16 protein-coding genes are annotated in these 23,145 nt (G+C 72.7%); 8 read left to right on the forward strand and 8 right to left on the reverse strand.

Features of this window, described 5'->3' with window-relative positions; all coding sequences use genetic code 11:
* Positions 1 to 283: 283 nt before the first annotated feature.
* The 3 genes from ABWK59_RS10510 (at position 284) to ABWK59_RS10520 (ending at position 3,100) form a co-directional block, all read left to right on the forward strand.
* Positions 284 to 1,174, forward strand: a complete 891-nt coding sequence (locus ABWK59_RS10510) for a UbiA family prenyltransferase (protein WP_354639895.1) — start codon at positions 284 to 286, stop codon at positions 1,172 to 1,174.
* A gap of 143 nt (positions 1,175 to 1,317) precedes the next feature.
* Positions 1,318 to 2,412, forward strand: coding sequence for a sensor histidine kinase (locus ABWK59_RS10515; protein ID WP_354639896.1), 1,095 nt, complete (start codon positions 1,318 to 1,320; stop codon positions 2,410 to 2,412).
* Positions 2,384 to 3,100: a response regulator transcription factor gene (locus ABWK59_RS10520; protein WP_354639899.1), complete on the forward strand. Its 717-nt coding sequence runs from the start codon at positions 2,384 to 2,386 to the stop codon at positions 3,098 to 3,100. The genes ABWK59_RS10515 and ABWK59_RS10520 overlap by 29 nt, the downstream gene beginning before the upstream one ends.
* 21 nt (positions 3,101 to 3,121) lie before the next feature.
* On the opposite strand, the gene ABWK59_RS10525 is transcribed toward ABWK59_RS10520, so the two are convergent.
* Complete coding sequence (locus tag ABWK59_RS10525) at positions 3,122 to 4,036, reverse strand: aldo/keto reductase (protein WP_354639901.1); 915 nt, start codon at positions 4,034 to 4,036, stop codon at positions 3,122 to 3,124.
* A 245-nt stretch (positions 4,037 to 4,281) separates the two neighbouring features.
* Between ABWK59_RS10525 and ABWK59_RS10530 the strand changes: the two genes are divergently transcribed.
* Positions 4,282 to 4,977, forward strand: a complete 696-nt coding sequence (locus tag ABWK59_RS10530) for a 4'-phosphopantetheinyl transferase family protein (RefSeq protein WP_354639903.1) — start codon at positions 4,282 to 4,284, stop codon at positions 4,975 to 4,977.
* Between the two features lie 44 nt (positions 4,978 to 5,021).
* Here ABWK59_RS10530 and ABWK59_RS10535 read toward each other — a convergent pair whose 3' ends face one another.
* Together ABWK59_RS10535 and ABWK59_RS10540 are read right to left on the reverse strand one after the other, a co-directional pair.
* Positions 5,022 to 5,762, reverse strand: a complete 741-nt coding sequence (locus ABWK59_RS10535) for a hemerythrin domain-containing protein (protein ID WP_354639905.1) — start codon at positions 5,760 to 5,762, stop codon at positions 5,022 to 5,024.
* A gap of 213 nt (positions 5,763 to 5,975) precedes the next feature.
* On the reverse strand, positions 5,976 to 7,031 hold the full coding sequence (locus tag ABWK59_RS10540) for an alpha/beta hydrolase (protein ID WP_354639907.1): 1,056 nt from the start codon (positions 7,029 to 7,031) through the stop codon (positions 5,976 to 5,978).
* A gap of 319 nt (positions 7,032 to 7,350) precedes the next feature.
* Here ABWK59_RS10540 and ABWK59_RS10545 point away from each other — a divergent pair, with 319 nt between their 5' ends.
* On the forward strand, positions 7,351 to 8,085 hold the full coding sequence (locus ABWK59_RS10545; RefSeq protein ID WP_354644904.1) for an SDR family oxidoreductase: 735 nt from the start codon (positions 7,351 to 7,353) through the stop codon (positions 8,083 to 8,085).
* Positions 8,086 to 8,169: 84 nt separating this feature from the next.
* Positions 8,170 to 8,922: a Clp protease N-terminal domain-containing protein gene (locus ABWK59_RS10550; RefSeq protein WP_354639908.1), complete on the forward strand. Its 753-nt coding sequence runs from the start codon at positions 8,170 to 8,172 to the stop codon at positions 8,920 to 8,922.
* 89 nt (positions 8,923 to 9,011) lie between these two features.
* On the opposite strand, the gene ABWK59_RS10555 is transcribed toward ABWK59_RS10550, so the two are convergent.
* Entirely contained in the window at positions 9,012 to 11,045 is a 2,034-nt protein-coding gene (locus ABWK59_RS10555) for a carbohydrate binding domain-containing protein (protein ID WP_420492917.1), read from the reverse strand.
* Between the two features lie 340 nt (positions 11,046 to 11,385).
* Here ABWK59_RS10555 and ABWK59_RS10560 point away from each other — a divergent pair, with 340 nt between their 5' ends.
* Together ABWK59_RS10560 and ABWK59_RS10565 are read left to right on the forward strand one after the other, a co-directional pair.
* The gene (locus ABWK59_RS10560; RefSeq protein WP_354639912.1) at positions 11,386 to 11,892 is read left to right on the forward strand and encodes a SigE family RNA polymerase sigma factor; all 507 of its coding nucleotides are present in this window, start codon (positions 11,386 to 11,388) and stop codon (positions 11,890 to 11,892) included.
* A 55-nt stretch (positions 11,893 to 11,947) separates the two neighbouring features.
* Positions 11,948 to 12,742, forward strand: a complete 795-nt coding sequence (locus ABWK59_RS10565) for a hypothetical protein (protein ID WP_354639914.1) — start codon at positions 11,948 to 11,950, stop codon at positions 12,740 to 12,742.
* A 7-nt stretch (positions 12,743 to 12,749) separates the two neighbouring features.
* Here ABWK59_RS10565 and ABWK59_RS10570 read toward each other — a convergent pair whose 3' ends face one another.
* From ABWK59_RS10570 to pulA, 4 genes are all read right to left on the reverse strand, one after another.
* Complete coding sequence (locus ABWK59_RS10570) at positions 12,750 to 13,088, reverse strand: P-II family nitrogen regulator (RefSeq protein ID WP_354639916.1); 339 nt, start codon at positions 13,086 to 13,088, stop codon at positions 12,750 to 12,752.
* The gene (locus ABWK59_RS10575) at positions 13,085 to 14,404 is read right to left on the reverse strand and encodes an ammonium transporter (RefSeq protein ID WP_354639918.1); all 1,320 of its coding nucleotides are present in this window, start codon (positions 14,402 to 14,404) and stop codon (positions 13,085 to 13,087) included. Before ABWK59_RS10575 ends, ABWK59_RS10570 begins: the two co-directional genes overlap by 4 nt.
* A gap of 191 nt (positions 14,405 to 14,595) precedes the next feature.
* Entirely contained in the window at positions 14,596 to 16,917 is a 2,322-nt protein-coding gene (locus tag ABWK59_RS10580; RefSeq protein WP_354639920.1) for a M4 family metallopeptidase, read from the reverse strand.
* 480 nt (positions 16,918 to 17,397) lie between these two features.
* Entirely contained in the window at positions 17,398 to 22,935 is a 5,538-nt protein-coding gene (pulA, locus tag ABWK59_RS10585; RefSeq protein ID WP_354639922.1) for a pullulanase-type alpha-1,6-glucosidase, read from the reverse strand.
* Positions 22,936 to 23,145 lie beyond the last annotated feature (210 nt).

The following is a 23,145-nucleotide window of genomic DNA, read 5'->3' on the forward strand; positions in this document are numbered from 1 at the left end:
GACGTGCGGTCCTCGGGGAGCCGGTGTCGACCGGCCCTGCCACGGCCAAACTAGAGAGCGGCTGGAGCCCAGGACAACGGTGCTGAGACGGATGTCCCCGCATCCTCACCGGAGGGATGAGCGGCGGGTATCGAAGGGAGTAGCGCCCGGTTCCCCCTCGGGCCACTCCTCGGTCGCGACCGGTGCCACCTGCGGTGCGACTGCCCATACTCGAAGCCGGGAAGAGGACTTCCCCACGTCCGACGACGACCGGGGCGCTCCTTCGCCCCCGAGGGGGAATCCGGTGGCACCGCGCATCCGACAGACCGTCTGGAACTGCGTCCGCGAGGCCCGGCCGAGTGTGCAGGTCGCCTTCCTGCTCAGATATCTGGCCGGCGCCGTGCTCGGCCACCCGGGCGGCTTCCTGAACCCCGGCCGGGTGGCGGTCGGCGCCACCGGCTGGCTCCTGGCGACCACCGCGATCTACCTCTTCAACGGGGTGGCCGACCGGCCGGAGGACGTCCGCAACGGCTCGACCCGGCCGATCGCCTCCGGCCTGCTGGCGGTGCGCACCGCGCTGACGGCGGCCGTGGCACTCGGCGCGGCCGGCCTGGCCTGCTCGCTCGCCCTCGGCCCCGGGCCGGCCGCGCTCCTCGCGCTCCACCTGCTGCTCGGCTACGCGTACTCGGGCCCGCCGTTCCCGCTGAAGCGGACGTACTACACCTGCACCGCGACCGGGCTGGCGGCCGGGCTCAACACCTACCTGGCCGGGTTCCTGGCCGGCGGGCACCGGCTGGACGGCTCGCTGCTGGTGTTCGCCGGGATGATGACGCTCTGGATGGGCGGGGTCGGCGGGGTGGCCAAGGAGTTCTCGGACATCGAGGGCGACCGCAGCGCCGGCCGGATGACCTGGCCGATCGTCTTCGGGGTGGACGGGGCGACCCGGCTGCTGCGGCTGCTGGCGGTCGGCGTGGCGCTGGCGTTCGGCGCCTTCGCCGGGCTGTTCTCCACCCGGCTGCTGTGGTGCGCGGCCACCGTCCTGGTCGGCGCGCTGGCCGTGCTGGTCACCAGCGAGGGGCTGCGCGGGCGGGTCGGACGGTCCCGGCGGCGGCGTCCGTACGTGGCCTTCATGTGGACCCAGCACGCGACCCATCTGGTGCTCGGACTCACCGTGCTGGCCGTCCCGCTGAGTTGACGTTCGCCCACGTCCGAACGGTAAAGGCGCTTTCGCTGAATCCACGTTCGAGACCCCGCATCTACACAGAGGTCTGATACCTTGACCCGGCGTGGCCAAGGCGACACGGGGGATGGCACGTCACCGGTTGGGAGAAAGCACCCTTGACGACTCACCAGCAGGTGGCGGACCTGATCGAACGGCGCGCGTCCGAGATCGTCGAGGCGTACGAGGCCGAGCTCCGGGCGGTCAACAACGCCGTCGTGCACAGTCCGGTCTCGTTGACGCAGGCCCTCGCCAACGCCCGGCAGATCATCTCCGACGTGGTCTCCAGCCTGCGGGCCGGCCGGGTCGAGGTGGACCGCTCGTACAAGCTGCTCGCCTGGGACATCGGCGCGACCCGCGCCGCCGACGGGGTCCACCCGAGGGAGTCCATCCAGGCCTCCTCGGTGTTCTTCCACGCCGCGCTGTCCACGATGTCCGAGTACCTGGGCCTCGGCCCCCAGTCGCTGGACACCTTCACCCTGATCACCCTCTCGCTGGAGCGCAGCATCACCCTGCGGATCCGCGAGTCGGTGGCCGCGTACACCGGCCTGCTGCTCAACAAGGTGCACGAGGCGCAGATCGGCGAGCGCCGCCGAATAGCCCGCGAGCTGCACGACCGGATCGGGCACGGCATGAGTGTGACGCACCGTCAACTCGAACTGTACACACTCTACTTGGACACCAACCCGGACCGCGCCGGGGTCAAGCTGGCGACCGCCCAGCAGGCCATCCAGGAGTCCATGCACAACCTCCGCGCGGTCACCTCCGACCTGCACGCGCACGAGCCGCTGAAGAGCCTGGAGAAGGCGCTGGGCACCTACCTGGAGTCGGTGGACTCCGACGAGGTGGCGGTCCGGCTGCGGGTGAACGGGGACGAGACCTGGGCCCCGCCGGAGGTCCTGGACGAGGTGTTCCTCATCCTCCGCGAGGGCGTCCGCAACGCCCTGCGCCACGCCAGGGCCTCGGTGCTGCTGGTGAACGTCGAGATCACCCCCGACGAGCTGCAGGCCTCGGTGGAGGACGACGGCCGCGGGCTGCCGCCGGAGCGTCCGGCCGACGCCGGGGTGGGCCTGTTCTCCATGCACGAGCGCGCCGAGCTGCTGAACGGGCGGCTCCTGGTCAACAGCCGTGCGGGCAGCGGCACCCGGGTGGACCTCTCCGTACCTCTCGAAGGACGACTCCTCGATGATTCCGAACGACACCAGACCGGCTGACCCCTCCCCCGCCGCCGCCTCGTCCACCAGCCCCACCCGCGTCGTCCTGGTGGACGACCACGCCCTGGTCCGCGAGGGGGTGCGCGAGATCCTGGAGTCGCAGGACGACATGGTGGTGGTGAGCGAGGCCGCCACCAGCGGGGACGCCATCGCCCAGGTCGCCCGGCACCGGCCCGACGTGGTGCTGCTGGACGTCGAACTCCCCGGCGGCGAGCCCGCCGACACGGTCACCCGGATGCGGGCGCTCTCGCCGGCCTCCCAGATCATCATCCTGTCGATGTACGACGGCCCGCAGCTGCTGCGCCGGCTGATCAACGCCGGGATCCGCGGCTACCTGCTGAAGAGCGTGGACGGCCAGGAGCTGCTGGCGGCGATCCGCAGCGTGCACCGCGGCTCGGACCGGATGGTGCTGGCGGTCTCCCGGGACAGCCTGGCGCAGATGCAGGGCGCGACCGAAAGCGTGCTGTCCGCCCGGGAGTTGGAGATCCTGGAGCTGGTGGCGCAGGCACTGAGCAACAGTCAGATCTCCACCCGGCTGGTGATCACCGAGGCCACCGTGAAGCGGCACCTGCGCAACGTGTTCGTCAAGCTGGGCGCGGTCTCCCGGATCGACGCGGTGAACAAGGCGATCGCCGCCTCGCTGATCGCCCCGCCGCACGACCAGGCCGGCCGGCACCGCGCGGGCTGAGGGCCGGCGCGGGGGCCCGTCCTAGGACGGCGGCGCGAACAGCGCGGTGAGCGTCTCCCGGGCCGGCGCGGGCAGTTCGATCCGGCGGGCGGAGAGGTTCATCTCCAGGTGCACCCGGTCCCGGGTGCCGGGCAGCGGCAGCACGTCCTCGCCCCGGGAGAGCAGCCAGGCCAGCGCCAGCCGGGCCGCACCGAGGTCGTGCCGGCTGGCGGTGGACTGCAGCTCGGTGAGCAACTCCCGTACGGCGGCGAGCCGTTCGACGGAGAACCGGGGGTCGGCCAGCCGGGCGTCGCCGGGGCCGAGGTCGGCCCGTGCGGCGATCCGTCCCGCCAGCAGCCCGCCGGCGAGCGGCCGGACGGCGGTCACCAGCAGGCCCAGCCGGCGGGCGGCCGGCAGCAGGTCCCGCTCGGCGCCGCGGTCCAGCAGCGAGTACTCCACCGCGACGGTGGCCAGCGGGTGCACGGCGTGGGCCCGGACGAGCTGCCCGGCGTCCACCCCGGCGATGCCCAGCGCGCCGACCTTGCCGGCGGCCACCAGCGCCGCGGCGGCGCCCACGGTCTCCTCGACCGGCTCCGGGGAGCCGGGCGGGTGCAGGTAGAAGAGGTCGAGGTGGTCCACCCCGAGCAGGGCGAGCGCGCGGTCGCAGGCCGCGGCAGGAGTGGCGGCGGCGTCCGCGGCGGGGGCGGTGAGCGGGCGGCTGTGCGCGGTGATCACGGCCTCGTCCCGGCGGCCGGCCACGGCCCGTCCGACCAGGCGCAGGACCTCGCCCCCGGCGTCCGGTTCGGCGGCGTCCAGCAGGGCGGCGCCGGAGTCCAGCGCGTGGCGCACCAGCCGCAGCGCCCGGGCGGGGTCGACCCGGCCGTACCCGCCGCCCAGCGGCAGGCATCCCAGCCCCAGCCGTGCGGGCACCGCACGGCCCCACGTTCCCCGCTGCATACGCCCACCGTCCGACTCGGCGGCCCGGCGCCTCGGTGCTGGGCGGGCCCGGCTACCAGCCTCGCCCGTGCGGTAGGGGGCCTCAACCCCTGCCGACCACCTACCGCCCCTGCACGCCGAATCCCCGACCCGCGTTTCGCTCGTCCGCCATTCTCGCAAGTCACGGCCGAGGCTACGTTGAATTCCGCTCGGCTTCACCATCCGTGCGCGACCAGCGCGGGAGTCTCCACCTACGGGAATTCATCATGATCGAGACGATTGTGGGCCCGTCTGTGGTGTCCGTGGACACCTGCGACGACGTCCTGGACGGCATGCTCTTCCCCGAGGAGGAGGCCGCCGTCGCCCAGGCCGTGCCCAAGCGCCGCCAGGAGTACACCACCGCGCGGGTCTGCGCCCGCCGGGCGATGGCCCGGCTCGGCCTGCCGGCCGCCCCGGTGATCTCCGGGCTGCGCGGGGAACCGCTGTGGCCGACCGGGGTGGTGGGGAGCATCACGCACTGCGCCGGCTACCGGGGCGCGGTGCTCGGGCGGCTGTCCGGCGTGGCCACCGTCGGGATCGACGCCGAGCCCAACGCCGAGCTGACCGAGGGCGTGCTGGAGGCGATCTCACTGCCCGGCGAGCGGATCTGGATCCGCGAACTGGCCGCCCGGGCCCCGGAGGTGTCCTGGGACCGGCTGCTCTTCAGCGCCAAGGAGTCGGTGTACAAGGCGTGGTTCCCGCTGGCCCGCTGCTGGCTGGACTTCGACGACGCGCTGATCACCGCCGACCCGGCCAACGGCACCTTCACCGCCCGCCTGCTGATCCCCGGCCCGACCCTGCACGGCGTCGCGGTCACCGGGTTCACCGGCCGCTGGATGGTCCGTGACGGGCTGATCCTCACCGCCATCGTCGTCGACGCCGAACGCCCCGACCGCGCCAGGCCCGCCGGCCTCCTGGGCTGAGCGCACGCGGGTGTGCTCAGGGGGTCGCCCTCAGGGGGTCGCCCTCAGACGGTCGGTCCCCAGAGCTGGTCGGTGCAGCGGGCGTAGGTGTCCCGCCAGTGCGGCCAGTGCCGGGCGACGTCGTCGTCGCAGTCGGCGAGCAGCCGGTCCACCTGCTGCGGGTCGACCCCCTCCAGCAGCCAGACCAGCGCGTCCGAGGCGGCCGGCCCGTCGGCGTACCGGATCAGGTCGAGCAGCTCGGGCAGGGTGCCGATCCGGGAGCCGGCCGGGAAGACGCCCTCCATCCGCGGCAGCAGCTGGCGCTCCTCGATCCGCAGGTGGGTCTCCAGGCGGGCGGCCAGCTCCTCCACCGCGTACCCGACCGACCAGCTGCTGGCGGGGTCGCGGGTGGCGATCCGCACCAGGGTGGTGACCCGGGTGAAGGAGTGGTCGAGGTTGTGGTGGTCGGCCTCCAGCCAGTTGAGCAGCAGGCGCAGCTCCGGGGCGAAGCGTCGCAGCAGCGGCCAGAGCCGGCTGTCCTGCTGCTCGTGGTGGCAGGTGAGCATCGCGGTGACGAAGTCCCAGTGCCGCTGGAGGGCCTGGCCGGCGGTCTCGTCGCCGGGCTGGAGCAGCCGCAGGGCGTTGGGCAGCCGGGCGAGGTCGCGGCGGAGCGCGGCGTGCACCAGGCGCAGGCCGGCGAAGGGGATCGGCTCCACGGCGGGAGCGGCGGGCTCCGGGGTGGTGCCGCGCTCGCCCGCCTGGGCGGGGACGAGCGGGGTCCGGACGGGCGTCAGGTGGCTGGGCATGGCGCTCTCTTCACGACTGGCGGAGGCTGGCCGGGCGGGCGCCGCCGGTCGGCGGCGTCCCCGGTGTCCCCAAGGTGCCGACAGCTCATCAGGGTCGAATCAATGTCCGATTGACGTGCAGGTCAGCGGGCGGATGAGGGCGCGCGGGCGGGGTCGGCCAGGGAGTCGGTCGGAGCCGGCCGGGGGTCGGCCAGGGAGTCGGCCGGGGATCGGTCAGCCGTCGCTCTCCGGACCCGCCGTGTTCTTGGTGAGCCACTCCAGGGTGGTCGGGATCATCTTCTTGAAGTCCGCGGTGAGGTGCTTGCCGCCGGGCTGCTCGTAGTACTCGACGGTGAGCGGGGCCTTGGCCTTGGCGACCCAGTTCTTCACCAGCTTGGTCTCGTACGCGTTGGCGCCGCCCGCGGTGGCCAGCATCCGGACGTCGGCCTTGCCCTCGCCGACCAGGACGTCGGGGCTGTTGGCCAGGCGCTCCTGGTCGTGGCCCTTCCAGAGCGGGGAGTCCGGGTTCCAGTAGCCGTCGATCGGCACGGCGGCCTTGAACACGTCGGGGTGCTGGAGGGCCAGCTTGGCGCTGCAGAAGGCGCCGGTGGAGGCGCCCATCACGGCCCAGCCGTCGCGGCCCTTGACGGTGCGGAAGTTGGCCCGGACGAAGTCGGGGATGTCCTGGGACATCCAGGTGCCCATCTTCGGCTGCCCGGGGATGTCGCTGCACTCCAGGGCCTTGGCCTCGCTGGAGTCCAGGTTCTGCACCGGCATGATCATGATGAACGGGTGCGCCTTGCCCTCGGCGGCCATCTGCGCGTTGATCTCCTCGATCGGCAGCTGGTTGTCCGTCCAGGTGTTGTACCCGGCGCTCTGGCCGCCCGCGTACAGGGTGAGCACCGGGAAGCCGTGCTTGGCGTACTTGGGGTCGTTGTACTGCGGGGGCAGCCAGACCCAGACCTTGCCGCTGACCCCGGACTTGGCGCCGGTCACGGTGGTCATCAGGATCGGCCCGGCGGCGGTGTCCCGGGCCTTCCGCAGGTCGGCGGCCGGCCCGGTCGGCATCAGGATCCGGGAGGGCTTCGGCGGCTGGGTGCTGCTCTGCGCGGCGCTCGGGGTGGCCGAGCCGCTGGCGCCGCCGGCGTGCCCGCCGAGGGCGGCCTTGGCATCCCCGGCCGATGATCCGCCGCTGCCGCAGCCGGCCAGGGCGGCGGCCAGGGCGAGCGTGGCGGCGGCGCCCAGGAGGGCGCGGGTGCGGGTGGCGCGCGGGCGCGGCTGGGGCTGCACGGTGGGATTCTCCCGGGCGGATCGGTACCCGGTCTGGGCCGACCGGAGGGGGGAGCACCGCGCGTTCGGCGAACGGCTCCGCCCGTGATCCTATGACGGGCCGGGGACCGGAAAGGTTGCGGTGACCTGCGTCGACCCGCCGACCGGCGGGGGAGCTCCCCCGCCGATCGGCGGGGGAGCTCCCGCTCCCGGAGTTCCCGCCAGCCGGGGACCCGCACCGGCCCGCCGGTCCTGGACCCTCGCACCAGTGACCCGCCGCCCCCACGTGCGCGATCATCGACGGGACCGCCCGCACCCCGAGGAGCAGCCCGTGTCAGAGATGGTCGCCGTGGTCACCGGAGCCGGCAGCGGGGTGGGCCGCGCGGTGGCGCTGGAGCTCGCCGCCCACGGGTGGCGGCCGGTGCTGGCCGGCCGGCGGGCCGAGCCGCTGCACGAGACGGCCGCGCTGGCGGCCGGCCGGGCGCTGGTGGTGCCCACCGACGTCACCGATCCGGCCGCCGTGGACGCGCTGTTCGCCGCGGCCGCCGACCGGTTCGGCCGGATCGACCTGCTGTTCAACAACGCCGGCACCTTCGGCGCCTCGGTGCCGGTGGAGGAGCTGGCGTACGAGCAGTGGCGGGCGGTGGTGGACCTCAACCTGACCGGGGCCTTCCTGTGCGCCCAGGCCGCCTTCCGGGCGATGAAGGAGCAGCGGCCGCAGGGCGGCCGGATCGTCAACAACGGCTCGATCTCGGCCCACGTGCCGCGCCCGCACTCCATCGCGTACACCGCGACCAAGCACGCGGTGACCGGTCTGACCAAGGCGCTGTCGCTGGACGGCCGCCCGTACCGGATCGCCTGCGGCCAGATCGACATCGGCAACGCGGCCACCGACATGACGGCGGCGATGAGCGCGGGGGTGCGGCAGGCGGACGGCCGGATCGCCGCCGAGCCGACCATGGACGTGGCGGACGTGGCGCGCACCGTGCGGCACATGGCCGAGCTGCCGCTGGAGGCGAACGTGCAGTTCGCCACGGTGATGGCCACGGCGATGCCGTACATCGGACGGGGCTGAGGCGGGTCCCGCGACGGCCTCCGCACCCCGGGAGGTGTCAACCCGGCGTTGACACCTCCCGGGGTGTCAACCTACGGTTGCCTCATGGAGAATCCCGTGCGGTTGACGCAACCCGTCCGGCTCGACGACCTGATCGAGACCATCAAGAAGGTCCACCCCGACGCGCTGGACCAGCTCGCCAGCGCCGTCCTGACCGCCGACCACCTCGGCGAACTCGCCGACCACCTGATCGGCCACTTCGTGGACCAGGCCCGGCGCTCCGGCGCCTCCTGGACCGACATCGGCCGCAGCATGGGCGTCACCCGGCAGGCCGCCCAGAAGCGCTTCGTCCCCAAGGACCCGGGCGGGCCCGGCGACCTCGACGCCTCGCAGGGGTTCAGCCGGTTCACCGACCACGCCCGCGGTGCCGTGGTGGGCGCGCAGAACGAGGCCCGCGCGGCCGGCAACGCCGAGATCGGCACCGGCCACCTGGTCCTCGGCCTGCTGGGCGTGCCGGCGGCGCTCGGCACCCGGGTGCTGGAGGCCGAGGGCGCGGGGGCCGACGCGGTCCGGGCCGCGGTGACCGCGGCCCTGCCGCCGCGGTCGGCGGACATGCCCGCGCTCGTCCCGTTCGACCCGTCGGCCAAGAAGGTGCTGGAGCTGACCTTCCGGCACGCCCTGCGGCTCGGCCACCCTCACGTGGGCACCGAGCACGTGCTGCTGGCCCTGCTGGAGGTCGAGGACGGCACCGGGCCGCTCACCGCCCTGGGGGTGGACCGGGCGTCCGCCGAGGCCAGGATCGTCGAGGCCCTGGCCGCCCGCGAGGCCGGTACCGAGGCCGGGACCGACGAGGGCTGACCCCCGCCGGTACGCCGACGGCCCGCCCGCCCCGGGATCGGGGCGGGCGGGCCGTGGCTTCAGGGCCCGAAGCTTCGGAGCCCGGGGCTTCAGGGCCGCCAGGTGTCGTTCAGCGTGACCAGCCCGCTCGCCGGGACGGTGGCGGTGCGGTTGGCGCCGGACTCCCAGGTGACGGCGCCCGAGGCGTCCTTGCGGATGTACTTGTACTGGAAGGCGGTGCCGCCGGCCATGGTCACGTCCAGCTTCCAGACCGGGTAGGCCGCCGAGGAGAGCGGCTTGGCCTGGGCCGGGTCCCAGCCGCCGAGGGCGGCGTTGTCGCCGACCACGTAGATGCTCTGGCCGGTGACCGTGGTGGCGTTGACCGCGAAGGAGGCGCCGGTGGTGGCGGGGACGGAGGCGCAGGGGTCGCCGCCGCCGATCACACCGTCCTTGACGGTGACGTTGCCGGTGCCCAGCGCGTAGTTGGCGCCGTTCCTGCTGTCCCAGGTGCCGGAGCCGTTGGTGAAGGCGGCGGCGAGGCCGGTGGCGGTGCCCAGCTGGACGGTCTCCTTGACCCAGCCGGTGCAGGCCGGGTCCATCAGGGTGCCGGGAGCGGTGGTCCAGCCGCCGCCGGTGGGGGCGTAGTGCAGGTAGTAGGCGCTCCAGCCCTTGTTCGTGCTGTAGTACACGGTGGCGCTGTTGCCGGAGGACGGCGGGGTGCCGGTGCCCTTGGCGCCGACGTGCAGGGCGACCGCGTCCCCGGCACCGACGGTGGCGGTGAACCTCCCGTCCGAGCCCACGGTGTAGCTGGTGCCGGAGCAGGAGCCGCCGGCGAAGTCGCCGTGCTGGACGTCGCAGTAGGTGCCGGCCGGCAGCGAGGTCTGGAAGGTCTGGGTGACCGGCCCGCTCTCCCGGTTGATCGCCACGAAGCCCTTGTCGCCGCGGCCGAAGGCGATGGCGTTGTTGCCGTTGGACCACCAGTTGGTCATCGCGGTGCCGGCGACGGCGTTGCGGAAGCCGACCATGTTGGCCACCTGGCGCCAGGCGTGGGTGCAGTTCCAGCCGTCGCTGTAGCAGGCGTTGACGGTGCCGCCGTTCGGCGGGCCGGCGTCGATGTCGGTGAAGGCGTAGCCGGAGTACACGTTGGGCGAGCCGTACGGGTGGGCCAGCATGAAGACGTTGGCCAGGGTGTACGCGGAGCCGTACTTGTAGGTGAGCGTGGAGCCGTTGCGCTCGGTGTCCCAGTTGTCGACGAAGGTGCGGGCCTGGCCGCTCGCCAGCAGGCCGTTGCCCCAGGTGGACAGGTCGGCGATCCGGCCGCCGTCGAAGGCGCTCTTCAGCCAGGTGCCGGAGCGGAACTCGTCCACGTCGCCGACGCCGGTGTACTCGGAGGGCTGGATCGGCTCGCCCCCGCCGTAGATGACCTCGGTCACCCAGTACGCGTTGGGGTTGCTCATCTTCGCCTTGATGCCGGCCAGGTCGGTGGCGGCGATGTGCTTGGCGGCGTCGATCCGGAAGCCGTCCACGCCCAGGGTCAGCAGGTCGCTCAGGTAGTTGGCGATGGTCTGCTGGACGTACGCGGAGCCGGTGTTGAGGTCGGAGAGGTTGACCAGCTCGCAGTTCTGCACGTTGGAGCGGTCGTTGTAGTTGCTGATCGCCTGGCGGCAGGAGTGGAAGTCCTGGTCCTGGTAGTAGCCCGGGTAGTTGTACTTGGTGTACACGGTGCCGCCGGTGCCCGTGCCGGAGCCGGCCGACATGTGGTTGACCACCGAGTCGGCGATCACCTTCACCCCGGCGGCGTGGCAGGTGTTCACCATGGCCTGGAAGGCGGTGCGGTCGCCGAGCCGGCCGGCGATCTTGTAGCTGACCGGCTGGTACGAGGTCCACCACTGGGCGCCCTGGATGTGCTCCTGGGGCGGGGAGACCTCGACGAAGCCGTAGCCCTTGGGGCCCAGGGTGTCGGTGCAGGCCTTGGCGACCGAGTCGAACTTCCACTCGAAGAGGGTGGCGGTGACGTCCTTGCCGCCGCCGGGCGGGGTGGCCTCGGCGGTGGGCGCCAGGGCGAGGCCGCTGCCGACCGAGAGGGCAAGAGCGGCGGACGCGGCGAGCGCGGCCGTCAGCCGGCGTCGGCGCGGGGGTGCGATGGTGACCACGGTGTCTCCAGGGGGCTGGTGGGGCAGCCTGGTTCGCCCGCGGACGCAGGACACGGGCGACAGCGGCAGGGTGGGGGCCGCGACGGCGGTAGGGTGGGGCGCCGTCAGCGCTACGCGCTGGTAGCTTGCTGCAAGACCACTGAAACTTGCTGGAAACTTGCAGCGAGCTGAACATATGGTCGACCGGAGACCGCGTCAAGACACCCGGAGGCAACGAAAAGGTCTCCACGGGCCGGAGCGGGACCGCGGCCGGACACCCGGTGACACCTTTCGCCCGCCCACGGCGTGTACTGGATCGTCACACCGCAGCACGACCACGGGGGGCCTCCGGATGGAGACCGAGCTGGACTTCGAGGAGTTCGCGAGCACCCGAGCTCGCCGGCTCTTCCAGGTCGCGTACCTGATGTGCGGGGACTGGCACCAGGCCCAGGACCTCGTCCAGACCACGCTCGCCAAGATGTTCTCGGTCTGGGGCCGGCTGCGCCGCGGCCACGACGAGCCCGGCCTGGACGCCTACGCCCGCAAGGTGCTGCTCCGCTACTACCTCTCGCACCGCCGGCTGCGCCGCTCCACCGAGGTGGTCGTCGCCGAACTGCCCGACCGCCCCGGCTCCTGCGAGAGCGGCGAGCTGCGCCTCACCCTGACCGCCGCCCTGCGGCTGCTCCCGCCGCGCAACCGCGCCGTGGTGGTGCTCCGCTACCTGGAGGACCGCAGCGTGGAGGAGGTGGCCGAGCTGCTGGAGGTCTCCCCCGGCGCGGTGAAGAGCCTCAACAGCCGTTCCCTCGCCAAGCTCCGTGCCATCCTGGGCGACGACCGCGAGCTGCTCTTCCTGTCCTGAGTCCGCCGCACCGCCGCACCCCGCCACCCGACGCTGCGACCCGAGGAAGCCGGCCATGGACCTGGAGCGCGAACTCGCCCACCTGCTCGAAGAGAGCGCCGACCGGACGCCGGTGCCGGTGCGGACGATGGTCGCCGAGGCCGCCGAGCGCGGCCGCCGGCTCCGGCTGCGCCGCCGGCTGCAGACCGTCGGCACCGTGCTCGCGGTGGCCGCCCTGGTGACCGGCGGCGCACTGCTGGGCACGGTCCGCCGGCTGCCCGCGCCGGCGGTCGCCGACGCCCCGCCGAACAGCGCCGCCCCCTCTGGCGGCACCCCGGCCGCCACCACGCCGCCGCCCTCGGCGAGCGCGGCCGTCCCGGCCACCGAGCGGCTGCGGGTGCTGCTGGCCGGGGTGCTGCCGGAGGGGGTGGCCCTCACCCCCGAGCGGGAGGCGGTGGTCACCGACCAGGCGGTGCTGTTCGACGTCCGCTACCAGGACGGCCACGGCGCCGCGTACGTGGGGATCAGCATCGAGGCGCTCGACCCCGAGGGCCCGGCCCCCGACTGCGCGGGGCGGGGCGGGCAGCGCGACCGGGCCCCGGAGCGCTGCGCGGCCGGCGCGAGCGGCCTGGAGTCGGCCTCCACCTACCGCTACAACGCCGAGGTCACCGGCTGGGAGATCGTCTTCCAGCCGCGGGAGGGCGCCAAGGTGGTCATCTGGTCCACCAACGGCACCACCGCCGCGAGCGGTTCGGCCTGGACCCGAACCAGGGAGCAGCCGCCGCTCTCGCTCGCCGGCTGGCAGCGGGTCGCCGAGGACGGGTGCTGGCAGCGGATCGCCGAGGAGTGGCACCTGGCGGCCCACGGCTGAGCCGGGGTCAGACCGCGTCGGGGCCGCGCTCCCCGGTCCGCACCCGGACGACGCCGTCCACCGGCACCGTCCAGACCTTGCCGTCGCCGATCTTCCCGGTCCGGGCGGCGGCCACGACCGCGTCCACCACGGCCTCGGCGTCCTCGTCCTCGACCACCACCTCGATCCGCACCTTGGGCACCAGGTCGATCCGGTACTCGGCGCCGCGGTAGACCTCGGTGTGGCCGTGCTGGCGGCCGTACCCGCTGGCCTCGGTGACGGTCAGTCCGTGCACCCCGAGCGCCTGCAGCGCCTCCTTGACCTCGTCCAGCTTGAACGGCTTGACGACGGCGGTGATCAGCTTCATACGGCGGGGGACCTGTCGGACGAGTGCGCGAGCACGGCGGCGTGGGCGGTGGCGGAGCCGTGGCCCAGGACGCCGTGATCGTACGCGCTCTCCGCGTGCACGGCGAGGTCCAGGCCGGTCAGTTCATGCTCCCGCTCGGCCCGGAAGCCCAGCACCCGCTCGATCGCCCGCCCGAGGCCGTAGGTGGCCGCGAAGGAGTAGCCGCCGACCGCCGCGACCGCGACCAGCTGCTTGCCGAGCTGGGCGAGGCCGCCGCCGTGCAGCAGGCCGGCCGGGCCGCCGGTCATCACCGCGGTGGCGAAGACGCCGATCAGCACCGTGCCGATGACGCCGGCGACCAGGTGCACGCCCACCACGTCCAGGGAGTCGTCGAAGCCCAGGCGGAACTTCCAGCCCACCGCGTAGGCGCAGACCACCCCGGCGGCGAGGCCGATCAGCAGGGCGCCGACCAGGTCGACGCTGCCACAGGAGGGGGTGATGGCGACCAGGCCGGCCACCGCGCCGGAGGCGGCGCCCAGGGTGGTGGCGTGCCCGTCGCGGCGCTTCTCCACCAGCAGCCAGCCGGCCAGGCCGGTGCAGCCGGCCGCCTGGGTGTTCAGCAGCGCGGCGGCGGCCAGGCCGTTGGCGCCCAGCGCGGAGCCGCCGTTGAAGCCGAACCAGCCGAACCAGAGCAGGCCCGCGCCGAGCAGCACCAGCGGCAGGTTGTGCGGGCGCATGGCCTCCCGCTTGAAGCCCAGGCGCGGTCCGAGCACCAGGGCGAGGGCCAGGCCCGCGGCGCCGCAGTTGATCTCGACCACCAGGCCGCCGGCGAAGTCCAGCGCGCCGAGCTTCGCCAGGATCCAGCCGCCGGGGGCGAACACCCAGTGCGCGACCGGGACGTAGACCAGCAGCGTCCACAGCACGGTGAACACCACCCAGGCGCCGAACCGGGCCCGGTCGGCGATCGCGCCGCTGATCAGCGCCACGGTGAGGACGGCGAAGGTGAGCTGGAAGGCGGCGAACAGCAGGGTCGGGACGTGCCCGGTGACCGCGTCCGGGGCGATCCCAGCCATCCCGAGGTGGTCGAGGCCCCCGATCAGGCCGAGCGCCGTGTCCTCGCCGAAGGCCAGCGAGTAGCCGGCCAGCAGCCAGACCACGCTGACCGAGGCGATCGAGACGAAGCTCATCATGATCATGTTGAGCGCGCTCTTGGTGCGGACCATGCCGCCGTAGAACAGCGCGAGCGCGGGGGTCATCAGCAGGACGAGCGCGGTGCAGGCGAGCAGCCAGGCGGTGTCGCCGGTGTCCAGCGCGGGCGTCGCGTCAGCGAGGTGCATGCGGAACCTTCCCAAGCGGTGCGCACTCGGGTGGGGGGTGTGCGCGGCCGGTCGGGAGAGTCTCGCGGGGGCAAATTTCGGGCCGTGGGCGGCCGTGTTTCGCCGGTGTTTCGCGTTTCCGGGCGGTTTCCCGCTCCTCACGGCGGAAGGGCCCGGCAGCGGAGGCTGCCGGGCCCTTCACCGACTCACCGTCAGCTGGTCTGGATCGAGGTGTCGTCGATCACGAAGCTGGTCTGCAGCGAGGAGTCCTCGGTGCCGGTGAACTTCAGCGTGACGCTCTGGCCCGCGTAGGCGGACAGGTCGAAGGTCTTCTGCACGTAGCTGCCGGTCGCGTTCGCGTTGGAGAGCGTGGTCAGCGTGGTGCCGTTGGCCTGGACGGTCAGCTTGTCGTAGACGGTGCTGCCGGACTCGGCGGTGTCGATGCGGACCCAGAAGCTCAGGGTCGCCTTGCAGCCGGCCGGGATGGACACGGTCTGGGAGAGGGTGTCGGTGTGGGTGGAGCCGTAGCCGTCCAGCCAGGCCTTCCAGGAGCCGGTCCGGGACGGCCTGCCGGTGCTGTTGTCGATCACGCCGGCGGAGGCGGTCCACGGCGCTGCCGAGCCGGTCTCGAAGCCGGCGTTGCCGAGCAGCTGGGTGCCGGTGCAGCCGCCGCCGGTGGTGTTGACCGTCCAGGTGAAGCTGGTGGAGCCGGTCTTGTTGGCGGCGTCCTTGGCGGTCACCGTGACGTTGGAGGTGCCCGCGGCGGTCGGGGTGCCGGTGATCAGGCCGCTGGAGCTGATCGACAGGCCGGCCGGCAGGCCGGTGGCCGAGAAGGTCAGCGGCGCGGTGCCGCCGGAGGCCTGGACCTGCAGGCTGACCGCGGTGTTGATCTGGGTGGTCTGGTTGCCCGGGTTGGTGACGGACGGGCCGCCCGGGTTGGGCAGGGTGCCGACGTTGACGGCCGCCCAGGCGGTGCCGACCGCGGTGGACTCGGCGGAGCCGGCGCCGTACAGGTCGTCCGCCGCCTTGACCGTGGCGGTGCGGGCCGCGGCGTAGTTGGTGGTGGAGGTCATGTAGGTGCTGAGCGCGCGGTACCAGATCTTGGCGGCCTTGTCGCGGCCGATGCCGGTGACGGTGATGTTGTTCATCGTCGGCGAGTTGTAGCTGACGCCGTTGATGACCTTGGCGCCGCTGCCCTCGGCCAGCAGGTAGAAGAAGTGGTTGGCGACGCCGGAGGAGTAGTGGACGTCCTTGTTGCCGACCGTGGAGGACCAGTAGTCGGCGGAGGCGCCGTCCTTGGACGGCTTGTCCATGTAGCGCAGCGGGGTGCCGTCGCCGTTGATGTTGATGAGCTCGCCGATGAGGTAGTCGGGGTTGTCCGACGGGATGTTGGCGTAGAACTCGACCATGCTGCCGAAGATGTCCGAGGTGGCCTCGTTGAGGCCGCCGGACTCGCCGGAGTAGTTGAGGTTGGCCGTGTTCGAGGTGACGCCGTGGCTCATCTCGTGGCCGGCGACGTCGAGTTCGGTCAGCGGGGCGGTGTTGTTGGAGCCGTCGCCGTAGGTCATGCAGAAGCAGTCGTCGTCCCAGAACGCGTTCACGTAGTTGTTGCCGTAGTGCACGCGGCTGTAGGCGCCGACGCCGTCGCCCTTGATGCCGTTGCGGCCGTGGACGTTCTTGAAGTAGTCCCAGGTGGCCGAGACGCCGTAGTGGGCGTCCACCGCGGCGGACTCCGCGTTGGAGGCCTGGCCGTTGCCCCAGGTGTCGGTGGACTTGGTGAAGAGGGTGCCGGTGCCCGAGGTCCCGTGGTTCAGGTTGGTGGTGTAGCCGTTGCCGCGGGCGCCGTCCTTCATCTGGTACGTCGAGCCCGACAGCGTGGTGCCGATGGTGACGTTGCCGACGAAGACACCGGTGCCGGTGCCCGTCTGGACGCCCTCCCAGGTGCGCAGCACGGCGCCGGTCTCGGCGTCGGTGACCACGTGCTTCTTGCTCGGGGTGCCGTCCGCCTCGGTGCCGGAGACCACGGTCTCCCAGGCGAGGGTCGGGGTGCCGCTCGCGGCCCAGACGACCAGGCGGGGCGCGGTCTGCAGGGAGGAGCCGGCCTCGGCGGCCAGCGCGGCCTCCTGCGCCTTGGGGGCGGCCAGCTTCGGGGTGGTCTTCACACCGGTCAGCGAGGCCTCGGTGGCCCGGTCCTGGCCCTTCACCGAGCCGTCGGCGGCCTGGTGGACGACCAGGTCGCCGCCGAGGACCGGCAGGCCCGCGTAGGTGCGCTCGTACCGCAGGTGCCGGGTGCCGTCGGCGTCCTTGCTGACGTCCTTGACGATCAGCTTCTCCTGGCTGCCGAGGCCCAGGGTCTGGGCGAGCGCGGCGCTCTGGCCGCTCGCCTGGGAGAGCAGTTCCGCGCGCGGGCCGGCGGCGGCCGGCGTCGGGGCGGCGGGCGCGGCCTGGGCGATCACCGGGATGCCGGTGACCAGGAGCGCGGTGGTGGCCGCGAGCGCGGCCAGACTCACCCGGGCGTGGGTGTAGCGGGACATGCGGACTCCTTTTCCGACCGTCGCGGGGTCACGAACGGTGGGGAGAACCTGGCCGCGGGGTTGCGGCGCAGTGGGGGCCCGGCCGCCGGGTTCGCGGCACGGGTGCGGTGCAATCTGGCGATGCGGGGTTGGAGCCGGTTGCGCTGGACCTGCGCTGGATCAGCCGCCGGGGGTTTTGGGGAGACCCTCTCAACCGCAGCCGGAGGAATCGTGGCAGCAAACGCCCCGTGAATGACAGATGCATGCCACCGATTGACCGATAATTGTCCGTGGCACCACAGCGTTGTTTAGGTGCCAACTCCCCTTCCACCAGGGGTTGCTGACGGGACCGCCAGGTAGCTCCGCCGTCCTCCGCAGGTGGGGCCCGGAGCGCCCGCCCGGGCGGCCCTGTCACCCGCTACCGGCCACCACCGACGGTTTTCGGCCAGACGCGCGAGGGCCCCGGCGGGTGCCGGGGCCCTCGGGACGGGTGGGGCGGGGTCAGCGCTGGACGAACACCGCCACCGTCCGGGCCGGGACGGTGAACGTCCCGGTGGCCGGGTCGAAGCAGGCGCCCTTCACCTGCGGGTCCGAGCCCTCGGCCTGCACCCGGTGCAGTGCCTGGACGGAGCCGGCCAGGCCCGCCACGGTCTGCTTCTGCTCCGCCGGGCTGGCGTTGAACACCACCGTCAGCCCCTTCTCGGCGCCCTTGAGGCCGGTGCCGTCCAGGTGCATGGTGATCACGCCCGGGGCCTCACCCGCCGTACCCGAGAGCGGGAAGGACAGCCGCTTCTGCACCTCGGCCGCGGTCGGCAGCGCGAACAGCGGCGAGGACCGGCGGATCGTCAGGAACTGCTGGTACAGCGCCGTGCTCGCGGAGATCTCGTTGCAGCCCACCCGCAGCCGCGGGTCGGCCAGCAGCGACTTGGCGGTGGGCCACATCTCCTGGTTGTCCCGGACCATCGGCAGGCCGCGGCCCCAGCCGTTGCCCTGCCGGCAGTCCCACTGGATGGAGTTGAACCAGTCCCCGGAGTCGTAGGAGTTGGCGTCCAGCGACTTGGAGCGCAGCAGGTCGCTGCCTGCCTGGGCGAAGCCCGGGCCCTGGGACAGCGCGCTCAGCGACAGGCCGAGCGCCTGCATCCGGGCCCGGTCGGCCGGCGAGGTGCTCACCGGCAGCTTGTACGCCAGCGCGTCGAACAGGTCGGTGTTGTCGTGCGCGTCCACGTACTCCACCGCCTCGCCCGGGTTGGCCGCGTACCCGGTCGGGGCGCCGTTGTAGTCGACCCCCTTGCCGGTGACGGTCCGTCCGGAGCTGTCGGTGAAGGAGTACCCGGCCAGGTTGCCGGTCAGGCCGACCTTGACCTGGTCCATCTGGTGCAGCAGCCGGGCCTTCTGCTCCTCGGGCGTGCCGTTGGCCGGCGAGCCGTTGGGATCGGTGTACAGGCCGGAGGCGAAGCCCTGCTGCGGCGCCGAGCCCAGCATGTAGTTGCCGCCGCGGGCGGCGTCCCGGATCCGGTCGTTGAAGGTGGCGATCCCGGTGCCGGCCATGTTCAGCTGGGTGGCCTGCTCGAACCGGGCGTCGTTCGCCACCACGCCGAAGTTCCAGCCCTCGCCGTACAGGAAGACGTTCTTCCCGTCGACGCCGTCCTTCTCCTGGGTGAGGCGGCCGAGCGCGGACCGCACGTCCAGCATGGTGGACTTCGGGTCCAGGCCCATCAGGTCGAACCGGAAGCCGTCCACCCGGTACTGGCGGGCCCAGGTGACCACCGAGTCGACCACCAGCTTGTTCATCATGGCGTGCTCGGGGGCGGTGTCGGCGCAGCAGCTGTCGGTGGTCACCTTGCCGGTGTCGGAGAGCCGCTGGTAGTAGCCGGGGACGATCTTGTCGAGCACCGAGTGCTCCGCCTGCCCGGAGGCCGCGGTGTGGTTGTAGACCACGTCGAGCACCACCCGCAGGCCGGCGTCGTGCATGGCCTGCACCATCTCGCGGAACTGCACGGTCCGGGCCGTGCCGTTCGGATCGGTGGCGTAGGAGCCCTCGGGGACGGTGTAGTGCAGCGGGTCGTAGCCCCAGTTGTAGGCGTCCTCGGCCTGGACGGCGGCCACGCACTCCTGCTGCTTGTCGCTGTCGGCGGCCAGCGCGGCGAGGTCGCAGGCGGGCAGCTTCTGCTCGGCCCGGTTCTCGCGGATGGTGGCGATGTCGAAGGTCGGCAGCAGGTGGACGGTGGTGACGCCGGCCTTGGCGAGTTCCCTGAGGTGCTTCATCCCCGCCGAGGTGGACTCGGTGAACGCCTTGTAGGTGCCGCGTTCGGCCACCGGCACGGTGCTGTCGGCCGAGGAGAAGTCGCGGACGTGCAGCTCCTGGATCTGCTGCCGGGCGGCCGGTATCGCGGCCGGGGAGGCGTGCTGGTCCCAGCCCCTGGGCTTGGTGCCCGGCGCGGAGAGGTCGGCGACCAGGCTGCGCGTGGAGTCGGTGGAGAGCGCCACCGAGTACGGGTCGGTGACGGTGTTGGTCACCATCTGCTGGACGCTGGGCGCCCAGACCTTGACCTTGTACGTGTAGTACGCGCCGTCGAGGTCCTTCCGGTCGCGGGTGAGCGACCAGACGCCGGTGGCCTCGTCCCGCTGGAGCGGCAGGTTCCGCGGGCTGCCGCCGGCCGCCCGGTCGTAGAGGTCGACGGAGACCTCGGTGGCGGTCGGCGCCCACAGGGACAGGGTGACCTTCCGGTCGTCGCCGCCGAACCAGCCGCTCTCCCTGCGGCCGCGGTAGACCGGGCCGAGCTGGGCCTGGGCGGCCTTGGGGGCGTAGAGGTCGTCGAGCACGCCGGGGATCTGGACGCCGGTGGCGGCCAGGGTGGCGCCGTTCGGCAGGTGCTCGGCGAAGAGCAGCTGGCCGCGCAGGGCCTCCTTGGTCCGGCCGGCGTCGCGCGGGTCGACGGTGAAGGCGCGGTACCCGGCCAGGTGCGGGAACCTCGCCTTCTGGGCGTCGGTGAGGCCGGCGGCCGGGGTGAGCCGGATCCAGCGGCCGGGCTTGCTGAGCACGCCCTTGTCGGCGGTGATGCCGCCCTCGGTGTCGTAGATCAGCTGGGCGCTGGTGCCGCCGGCCAGAGCGGAGTCGGCGGCGCCGTAGCCGGCGGGGACGACGACGGTCCGGGCGTCGATCCACTGGGCGCGGGCGGAGGCCGGGTCGACCTGGGAGGAGGAGCCGGCGGCCGCGGGCAGCAGGTGGCCCTCCTGTCCGGCCAGGATCCAGATCTCCCGGCCGGCGGCGGCGAAGTCCAGCGACTGGTCGGCGGGCAGGTCCTTGTCGTTGCCCTTGTGGACGATGTAGCTGAGGCTGGTGGCGCCCTTGGCCAGCGGCACCTCGAAGACCGCGCCGAAGGCGTCCTGGCGGGCGGGCATCAGCGGGCTGCCCCAGTCGGTGGGGGTGGCCGCGCCGGTCCAGTCGTGCAGGCCCCAGCCGGTGTAGTCCCCGTCGGGCCGGCGGTAGTGGATGATCGCGGTGTCGGCGGGCACGGTGGCCACCGGGTCGGGGTTGGCCGTCCGGACGGTCGGGTCCCCCTCCTTGATCCAGATCTCGCCGGTGGCGCCGATGTCGATGTGCCGGTCGGCGTCCACGTCCTTGGCGCCGTTCTTCTCCACGATGAAGCCGACGTCCGAGGCGCCGCTCTTCAGCTTGACGTAGGCGAAGGCGCCGTAGGCGTCCCGGCCGACGAAGGGGTGGCCGTCCGGCCAGGTGGTGCCCTCGCCGTCGGCGATGTCGCCCCAGCTGTAGAGGTTCCAGCCGTCGTAGTCGCCGTTCTTGCGCTGGTAGTGCACCACCGCGTACGGGCGGGAGGAGGCGGTGGGCGCGGGCGTGGGGGCGGGGGTGCCGGTGGTGAAGCTCGCGGTGGCGGAGCGCAGCCGGCCGGCGGAGTCCTTGACCACGGCCTTGTAGCGGACCACGGTGCCGGGGGCGACCCCGGTCAGGTCCTGGGTCACCCGGTGGACCCCGTTGTCGGAGGTGCCGAGGTTCTGCCAGGCGCCGTTGCCGACCTGGGCGGCGTAGCTGACCCGGTCGAAGCCGCCGCCCGGCACCTGGGCGCCGAGGGTGACCTTCCCGTACGAGCCGTCGGCGGGGGCGGTGAGGGCGAGCTGCGGGCCGGCCGCCGGCTTGGCGAGCTTCCCGGCGGCGCGGTAGACCACCGAGCTCATCGCCGGGACGGTGACGGTGACCTTGCGGTCGGCGCCGCTGGTGGTCTTCGCCCCGGCGGTCGGGTAGAGCCGCTGGAAGTCCATGCCGGCGGAGAAGGTGTCCAGGGTGACGGTCTTCGGCTCGGCCGCGTTGTTGACCGCGACCAGGTACTCGACCTGCTGGTCGGCGGCGATCCGGGAGAAGGCGTAGACGCCGGGGCCGTCGGCGGCGTACCGCTCGATCTGGGCGCCGTCGGCCAGCGCCGGGTGGTCCTTGCGCAGCTGGGCCAGGGTGGCGATGCCGCGGTAGAGGTCGCCGCCCTGCCCGTACCGGTCGGCGGACCCGGGGGTGCCGCCGATCACCGGGTCGGCGTTGTAGGAGGGGGTCTTCGAGGCGAACATGTCCTGCCGGGCGTCCTTGTCGCCGCCGGCGCCGGTGAAGCCCTGCTCGTCGCCGTAGTAGACGACGGGCTGGCCGCGGGTGAGGAACTGGAGCTCGTTGGCGAGCCGGTCCTTGCGCAGCAGCAGCTCGTCCCCGGCGCCGGGGTTGTCGGCGCGCAGGAAGCTGCCGAACCGGCCCATGTCGTGGTTGCCGAGGAAGGTGGGCAGCTCGTACGCGCTGCTGCGGGCGGTGGTGTACCGGTAGTCCTGGCCGTAGACCGAGGAGAGGGACTTGGCGGAGCCGCCCTGGGAGACGTAGGCGCGGGCGGCCTCCTGGAAGGCGAAGTCCAGGGTGGCCTGCAGCCCGCCCTTGGTGACGTAGGGCGAGGTGACGGCGGGGTCGCCGGAGTAGACCTCGCCGAACATGAAGAACCGCTTGTTGCCCCGCTCGGCGGCGAACTTCTTCAGCGCGGGGGCCCACTGCTCCCAGAAGGCCATGTTGACGTGCTTGACGGTGTCGATCCGGAAGCCGTCCACGCCGGTCTTCTCGACCCAGGTGCGGTAGATGTCCTCCATGCCCTGGACCACCCGCGGGTTCTGGGTGTCGAGGTCGTCCAGACCGGAGAAGTCGCCCTCGGTGGAGGACTCGCCGACGAAGGTGGAGTTGCCGCGGTTGTGGTAGAGCGAGGGGTCGTTCAGCCAGGACGGGGACTTGGCCCGCTTGTCCGCGTCGGACCGGAACACCGGGGTGTAGGGGAAGGAGTCGGCGGTGGTTCTCGGCCACTGCGCTCTCGCGTCGGCGAGGGCGGTCTCGTCCACCGGGCGGCCGTCGGCGTCCAGGGTGGGGTAGGCGCCGGCGGAGCGGTAGCCGTACTTCGCCTCGGCGAAGTCGACGATGTCGGCGGTGTGGTTGGTGATGACGTCGAAGAAGACCTTGATGCCGCGCTTGTGGGCCTTGTCGATCAGCTCCTTGAGCTGCGCGTTGGTGCCGAAGTGCGGGTCGACCTGGGTGAAGTCGGTGATCCAGTAGCCGTGGTAGCCGGCCGAGGCGTCGGCGCCGGCGCCCTGGACGGGGTTGTTCTTGAAGATCGGGGCCATCCAGATGGCCGTGGTGCCCAGGTTCTGGATGTAGTCGAGGCGGTCGATCAGGCCCTGCAGGTCGCCACCGTGGTAGAAGCCCTTGTCCGCCGGGTCGAAGCCGTCGGCGAGGCGGCCGCCGGTGATCCCGCCGCTGTCGTTGGCCGTGGAGCCGTTGGCGAAACGATCCGGCAGGACGAAGTAGAACTGCTCGCGGGTCAGGTCGTGGCGGTCGGCCGCACCGGCCAGGGCCGCGTCCGAGGGCGGCGCCGGCGGGGCCGCGGCGGCGGCGAGGGGGGCCGAGCCGATGGTGCCGGCGATCAGCGAGGCTGCGAGCAGCACGGCGGCACGGCCGGGGCTGCGGTAGGGGGTCGTGCTCCGTGGGTGGCGGGGCTGGACTTCGGCCACGGCTGGCTCTCCCTTGAGGCGGCTCGTCGGTCAATGAGTGGCCGGACCGTAGCGCGCTGCAAGATGTTTCAGCAAGATGCAGAAAGTGTTACGCAAGTCGTCTTGACCGAACCGTTGCCAAACCCGCGGAATCCGCTCCAGCACCGGGCTGCACGGCCCTGCCCCCACCCCGGTTCGACCCCCTGTTACCCCCGCGCAACAATGGACGAC

Origin of the sequence: Kitasatospora sp. HUAS MG31, assembly GCF_040571325.1 — a bacterium.
GTDB classification, from domain to species: Bacteria; Actinomycetota; Actinomycetes; order Streptomycetales; family Streptomycetaceae; genus Kitasatospora; species Kitasatospora camelliae.